This window comes from Neobacillus sp. C211 (genome assembly GCF_051842875.1).
Taxonomy (GTDB): Bacteria; Bacillota; Bacilli; order Bacillales; family Cytobacillaceae; genus Neobacillus.
Map to the genome: position 1 here is coordinate 132,953 of NZ_JBPXRO010000016.1, position 6,692 is coordinate 139,644.

6 protein-coding genes are annotated in these 6,692 nt (G+C 36.6%); 3 read left to right on the plus strand and 3 right to left on the minus strand.

The features are described from left to right. Positions 1 to 168 precede the first annotated feature (168 nt). The 3 genes from ACSU6B_RS16605 to ACSU6B_RS16615 all read right to left on the minus strand — a co-directional run bounded on the left by ACSU6B_RS16605 (position 169) and on the right by ACSU6B_RS16615 (position 3,231). Positions 169 to 918, minus strand: coding sequence for a hypothetical protein (locus ACSU6B_RS16605; protein ID WP_410886861.1), 750 nt, complete (start codon positions 916 to 918; stop codon positions 169 to 171). Positions 919 to 1,411: 493 nt separating this feature from the next. After that, positions 1,412 to 1,906: a DinB family protein gene (locus ACSU6B_RS16610; RefSeq protein WP_410886863.1), complete on the minus strand. Its 495-nt coding sequence runs from the start codon at positions 1,904 to 1,906 to the stop codon at positions 1,412 to 1,414. 131 nt (positions 1,907 to 2,037) lie between these two features. Continuing rightward, positions 2,038 to 3,231 carry an FAD-dependent monooxygenase gene (locus tag ACSU6B_RS16615; protein ID WP_410886865.1) on the minus strand — a complete coding sequence of 398 codons (1,194 nt, stop codon included), beginning with the start codon at positions 3,229 to 3,231 and terminating at the stop codon, positions 2,038 to 2,040. Between the two features lie 179 nt (positions 3,232 to 3,410). On the opposite strand from ACSU6B_RS16615, the gene ACSU6B_RS16620 reads away from it, so the two are divergent. From ACSU6B_RS16620 to ACSU6B_RS16630, 3 genes are all read left to right on the plus strand, one after another. Next, a complete protein-coding gene (locus ACSU6B_RS16620) occupies positions 3,411 to 4,172 on the plus strand; it encodes an IclR family transcriptional regulator (RefSeq protein ID WP_410886867.1) in 762 nt (253 codons plus the stop codon). Positions 4,173 to 4,388: 216 nt separating this feature from the next. Continuing rightward, positions 4,389 to 5,339: a fumarylacetoacetate hydrolase family protein gene (locus ACSU6B_RS16625; RefSeq protein WP_410886869.1), complete on the plus strand. Its 951-nt coding sequence runs from the start codon at positions 4,389 to 4,391 to the stop codon at positions 5,337 to 5,339. 79 nt (positions 5,340 to 5,418) lie between these two features. Continuing rightward, positions 5,419 to 6,543, plus strand: coding sequence for a cupin domain-containing protein (locus ACSU6B_RS16630; protein ID WP_410886871.1), 1,125 nt, complete (start codon positions 5,419 to 5,421; stop codon positions 6,541 to 6,543). Positions 6,544 to 6,692 lie beyond the last annotated feature (149 nt).

Here is a 6,692-nt window from a genome sequence, read left to right on the forward strand (position 1 = left end):
CCTCCTAAAATGGTTTGGGTATTACAGATGATAGGATTTCCATAAGATATTACCAATTTATGAACAAGTTGTTAAATTTTGTATTCCCTTTCTTTTATTTTTCTTTACTAAAATTAAGGATCCATAATCTGAGATGAGATGAGTAAGGGATTTTTCGAATTGAAGAATTTATTTTGAAGAGAATGTTTCCTGAGTTTTCATGAAGATCATTCTTTCTATTTGCAGCATAACGGATACTACGTGGAAAAATGCCTCTTTCATTGATGAAGTTTTTAAATGTTTTTCATAATGGTGATGCAGGCAGCTGGCCATTGCTTCTCTTGCCTCATAATCGAAATGATAAAAATCAACAATTGGGAAATATAATCCGCCCCCTAACGGGATTAATGTCCCCATGGCGAATTCCCCTTCTGTAGGAGGGATAGCAGTTGGATCATACACAATGATTTCCAGAGATTCATGAGTTAGAATATCAATAGCCACAAAGGAACGATCATTATATTTATGGCCAATAAAATAGAATTTTGGTACTGCCTCATTACACTCCCTTAGCCAAGATTTAATGAAAGGCTTGTCTCTTAGTGTATAGTGTTTATCGGAAATATAATCATCAAAACAGCTATTCACTTGATGCGATCCGGAATCATACATTAATCGCCACCAAAACAAATTGTCGAGTAATCCTTGCTGTTTTTCCGTCTTAGGTTTATGTTCCGCCACAAATTCCTTAAGCAATGACAGATTTTCATTATCATAATATAGATCAAAAGCATAAATCATAAAATCCCTAAAAACGTCACTTACCATAACCCGCCTTAAGTCTTCAGACACAGGATAATCAAGCCGAAATTTTTTTGTTTTGGTAACTGACTGTTCAAACTCTACTATCTTTTCAACGGTTTCTGGTTTACCCATCATATCATCAATCCTTTCATTAACCCGGGTCCAAAGTTATGTTCATAATTCCAAAGAATTAACCTTCATTTTTATTCGGAAACTGATCCTAATACCTATTGGAATGTTCAAGTTTATTCACTTTTCGCTTCACGCTTGTAACTTCACTAAAAAGCAATTCAATATCTGCATTAACAATTGGAAGTCTTTTTAAGATAACAAAATGTAGAAAGGATAAATTGGAAAAATCATTATAGAATCATAAAACTGTAGAATCAATTGTGATGAAAACGAGGAATTCAAAAAGGAATGGTAGTGGACATGAAAATTATATCATTCCTATTCATTTAAACTATGTCTTAATAATAGTTTTCATAAAATTGTAATATTTCCGAACTGTTCAAAGGCATTTTTTTCCACTTCCTGTTGTTTAAGTCCAATCATTGTTTGGTAATCATACAAAAATAAAGCTCCTGCAAAATTAGGAGCTTTAAAGGAAGTTATTATATAGTTTTGTTTATCGAACTTTTTCTAAATGACGTACCATTTGCCCGTAATGACCTGTTACATGCTGAACGATTAAATGGTCGACTAAGAATGATAACGGTTTTCCGTCAAAGTTTGGGTTATAACTTGGAGCTGTTTTTACTAGATTCTCTTCTTTAACTCTAGAAAGTGCTGCCTCAACCTTCGGTACTAAGTTTAGTAGTTTACTTATGGCATACTCTTTCTTAATACGAGATACAACGTTTTCATCTACTGCAGCTAAACGACGTACATGTTCATGATTCCGTCCCCATTTTGCACCTGGAACAACTAACAATGCTTCCAAATCGGCTACCCAAAAATCTACCGCTTCTAAAATATGAGAAACAATTTGCATGGCGGACCATTCATTTTCAGAAGGTTTAACATAAAGTGTGGCCTCTTCCGTATTTTTCACTACTGCTACAATATCATCTATACTCTTTTTAAAAGTTTCCAATTTTTCATTCAGTACTGCTGTCGACATCGTAATAAGCCCTCCTACAATTCATCTATTGTAAACTTTCAAAATTTTATATTAATAATTTCATAGTACATAAATTTAAAAAATGAGTTAGAGCTAGCTCTAACTCATTTTGATTTGCGTAAAATTGTAAATTAGCAATCGACACGTTGGTAATTTTTATTGAAATAGCCATATAAGAAATCAACAATCTTGTAATCAGTTGGTTTGTGTTGTTCGAAAATAAAGTTGCGAAGTGAAATGGTCGTTGGGTCCTCCGCGTGAATGATTTCGCCCCATTTACGTGCTGTTGTTTGTACCATTGCAGAACGTGGAATTCGCATTTCTTGGTATGCTTTAAATGCTTCTTCGTAAGTATTATGTTCTTTTAATTTCGCACCTAGGACAAATGCATCTTCAAATGCTTGAACTCCGCCTTGAGCTAAATATTGAAGCATAGCATGACCAGAATCCCCTAATAGTGTAATATTGCCTTTTGTCCAATTGTCGATTGGTTGACGGTCATACATTTGCCAACGGAATTGACGATTAATATAAGTTAAAGCGTTTTGAACTTTTGGATGACTTTTTTCAAAACGACGTGTTAGTTCTTCTGGATTTCCCCAGTCTTCTACAGTAGCATCATATGATTTAAATACCACTACTTGGTTGTAAAGCTCTCCACGACGAACTGGATATTGTACTAAGTGCAGGTTTGGCCCAATCCACATGATGACATCATCTAAGTCTAAGTTTGAGTTATTAGCCACTTCTTCAATTGGAATCGTTCCACGGTAAGCTACATACGCAGAGTTTACTGGTTCATCTTCAATCAATAGCTTACGCATGTTTGATTTTACCCCATCCGCACCAATCACTGCTTCTGCACTAAACGTTTCACCATTTTGGTTGACAACTGTTACAGTATCACCATTTTGTTCTGCGGTTTGAATGGTTTGGTTTGTAAAGAATTTGATATTGCTGCTTTTTTTACATGCTTCATAAAGAACTCTGTGTAAGTCAGAGCGATGCAATACGATATATGGCTGACCGAATTCTTTTTGGAAATCTTCCCCTAAATCAAGAGTTGCTAACTCTTCTGCAGTATAAACATCTTTTAGAACAAGACGTTTTGGTACTACCGCATGCTTTAAAATTTCTTCCTTTACTCCTAGACGGTCTAACACTTCTAACGCGTTTGGTGCTAACTGAATACCTGCACCTACTTCTCCAAATTCAGGTGCTTGCTCAAAAATTGCTACTGATTTACCAGATTCCTGGATTGATAGGGCTACGGCTAAACCACCGATTCCTCCACCTACTACAATAATATCGCTTACATTAGTCATTGAAAATTCCTCCCAAATAGTTTATTATCTTCTACAAATAGTGAACATTGTTCCTGATGAGTAAACTTTAAATCATCTTTCACTATTTCGTCAATACAAAAATTTTTAAATTCTGAAATTTCTTTTAATCAATTTTTCTACAACACTATCCAATATCAATTGAAAAGAGGGGGATCATTATGACAATTGAAACGAAAGCTACCGGTATTCAGTCATTACAAATTGCGTTAAACATATTAGAAATCTTAGCAATGGATAAAGAGCCTCTAAAGTTTACTGATATTCAAAACCGAACTTCTATGACAAAAGGTAATTTATATAAATATTTAGCAACACTATGCCAATTTGGATTAATCAATCGTAATCCTCATACAAACACGTATACGCTTGGACATAAATTAGTACAGTTAGGAAATATTGCTTTAGGTCAAACTTCTTTAATTGAAGTGGTTATACCCTATTTCAAAAAGATCACCGAGCACACGAGCCTAACAGTACTACTGGCTGTTCCTTCGATAAAAGGCCCACTCATTTCATATATTTTAAGTGCAGATTATGGAATAAATATCGGAGCACAAATGGGGACACACTTGCCTCTCTCCTCCTCAACCGGTGTCGTTTTTTCTACTTTTGAAAAAGATGTCCTGATGAAAGAGTGGGAAGAAGAAGAATTAGCCAAGCTCAATGAAAGTGAATTACAGCAATATCTAAGTGAAAAGGAAAAAACAAGAGAGTTGTTTTTTGTATCAAAAACTGAACCGCTAATCAATCATGTCTCTTCTTTTAGTGTCCCTTTATTAAATTTCAACAATGAACTGCTCGGTGCCATTACCATCGTTGGTATTACTGAGACAGTACCAAAATCAGCGGACCATCCGATTGGACAATACGTTCTCAAAACCGCAAAGGAAATTTCAGAATATTATGGTTTTATAAAATAATCTCCTACTCTTCCATCTACGTTTTAGCATGGAGTTCTTCTATAGAAGTTTATGCTTTTTACTTTGTAATCCTGGATATTTGAGGAGATATAAAATGATAATAGAAATTTTATTTTTTCTGAAAACAAATAATATTGACAATCTTATCAAAACCTATTAATATTTTTTATAAATAGTGAACTAGTTTCACAATTAGTGAAAACAAGGAGGACAACAATGAAACTTATTAATTTTACTGTCGCTGGGCATACTCGTGCAGGGGCAATCGTGGACAACCAAGTAATCGACTTAAACTATGCGTACCAAGCACAGTTAAAAACAGAAGGAAAGTACCGTTTCGAAGCCATCGCAAAAGCATATGTGCCAGAAAATACAGACGAGTTATACCAAGGTGGTAAAGAGTCGCTGCAACTAGCGCAAAATGCAATCGATTTCATTTTAGCTAATCCTAAAAGCTTTGATAAAAAAGTGATTTACAATCGCGAGGAAGTTAAGGTAGAAGCACCTGTCGGGCAGCCAGGCAAAATTATTTGTGTGGGTCACAACTATCGCGAGCACATTTTAGAAATGGGTCGTGAACTCCCATCCCACCCAGTTATTTTTGCAAAATTTGCTAATACAATCTTAGGGCCTGAGGACGATATTCCACACTATCCAATTTCTGACAAACTTGACTATGAAGCAGAGTTTACATTTGTTGTTGGCAAACAAGCCCGCAATGTTTCCGAAGAAGATGCATTAGACTATGTAGCAGGTTATACAATTACAAATGACGTAACCTATCGTGATATTCAACGCCGTACTATTCAATGGTTACAAGGAAAAACAGTAGATGGCAGTGCACCAATGGGACCATATTTAGTAACTTCAGATGAATTACAAAATCCATCTGGCTTAGATGTTGTCCTAAAAGTAAATGGGGAAGTACGTCAAAAAACGAATACTGCCAATCTAGTATTCTCCGTTCAAAAATTAGTCTCTTTCTTATCAAATTTAATGACATTAGAGCCAGGAGATGTTGTATTAACAGGAACCCCTGGAGGCGTTGGATTTGCAATGGATCCTCAGCAATTCTTAAAAGATGGAGACGTCGTTCGTATTGAAATCGACCAAATTGGTGCCCTTGAAAATAAAGTAAAGGCAACTGAAGTCTTAGCCACTGTATAATTAGGATTTGCAAGGGGTCTAGCAGCATACGCTGCCCCCCTTTTCGCTATAAGATTTGAATAATAAAGGAGAATGTGAAATGGCTGAAGTAAATCCAGAAGTTCAGGAGTTTATGAAAAGCTCGATTGTAACCGATTACACAAGAGAAATTCAACAATACAACTTAGGACCTCTTTGGGAAGCAATTCCAGCAATTATGCACAAAACGCCAAAGCCTCAGGCACAAGCTTATCTTTGGAGCGATGAATTGCTCAAAAAGAAAATGGCTGAAGCCGCTCAAATCTTCACACCAGAACGCGGTGGGGAACGTCGTGCGATTTATTTCCAAAATCCTGGCTTAACTTATCGTGAACCTTGGGGATGGGGATCTACTACTCAAACGATTTATGCAGCTATTCAAATGTTATTGCCTGGTGAGCAAGCTCCCTCGCACCGTCACTCACAAAGTGCCTTGCGCTTCATTTCTGAAGGATCAGGTGCATACACGATCGTACAAGGTCAGCGTATTTTCATGGAAGAAGGCGACTTTTTAATTACTCCAAAGGGCTTATGGCATGGGCATGCCCATTTAGGTACAGAGCCGATGTATTGGATGGATGCTTTAGATATCCCTACTCTTTACGCAATCGGTGGTACCTTCTTTGAACCTTATGAAGATGGTTTACAACAACCAGATATTCCAGATAACTTTTCAGAGATTCGTTATCGTGGCGGCATGGTTCGTCCTGTTGGTGATGAAAAATTCACAGTTGCTCCACTTGCTAATTATAAATGGGATCGAACGGTAGAAGGAATTAAAGGCTTGATGGAATTCGATCCAAATCCACACCATGGATATGCAGTAGATTACATTAACCCATCTACAGGTAAATCGGCGAACCCGACGCTTGGCACTCGAATGCAGCATTTACCACATGGGTTCCAAACAAAGGCATTACGCCATACACACTCAACTGTTTACCAAGTACACAAAGGCTCAGGTCACACAGTCATTAATGGCATTCGATTCGATTGGAAAAAAGGCGATTACTTCGTTGTTCCAAACTGGGCTTGGTATGAACACTCTGCATCAGAAGACTCTTACCTCTTTTCAGTAAACGATTTACCAATTATGAACCGTTTCGACTTAGAACAAGAGCAATTGTTTGAAGAAAACAACGGCCACCAAAAAATGACTGGCGAATTTAAAGCGGACTTCCGTTAATAGAATGATTTAAAAAAACGCTCAGAGCGTTTTCAGGCTGTCGAGAAACCTTCGACAGCCTATTATTTTCTACAATAACTTTAACCATTCACCGCGTTAATTTATTATAATATTATTAATATATAGGCTTTGCAACATGTCTGTTGATA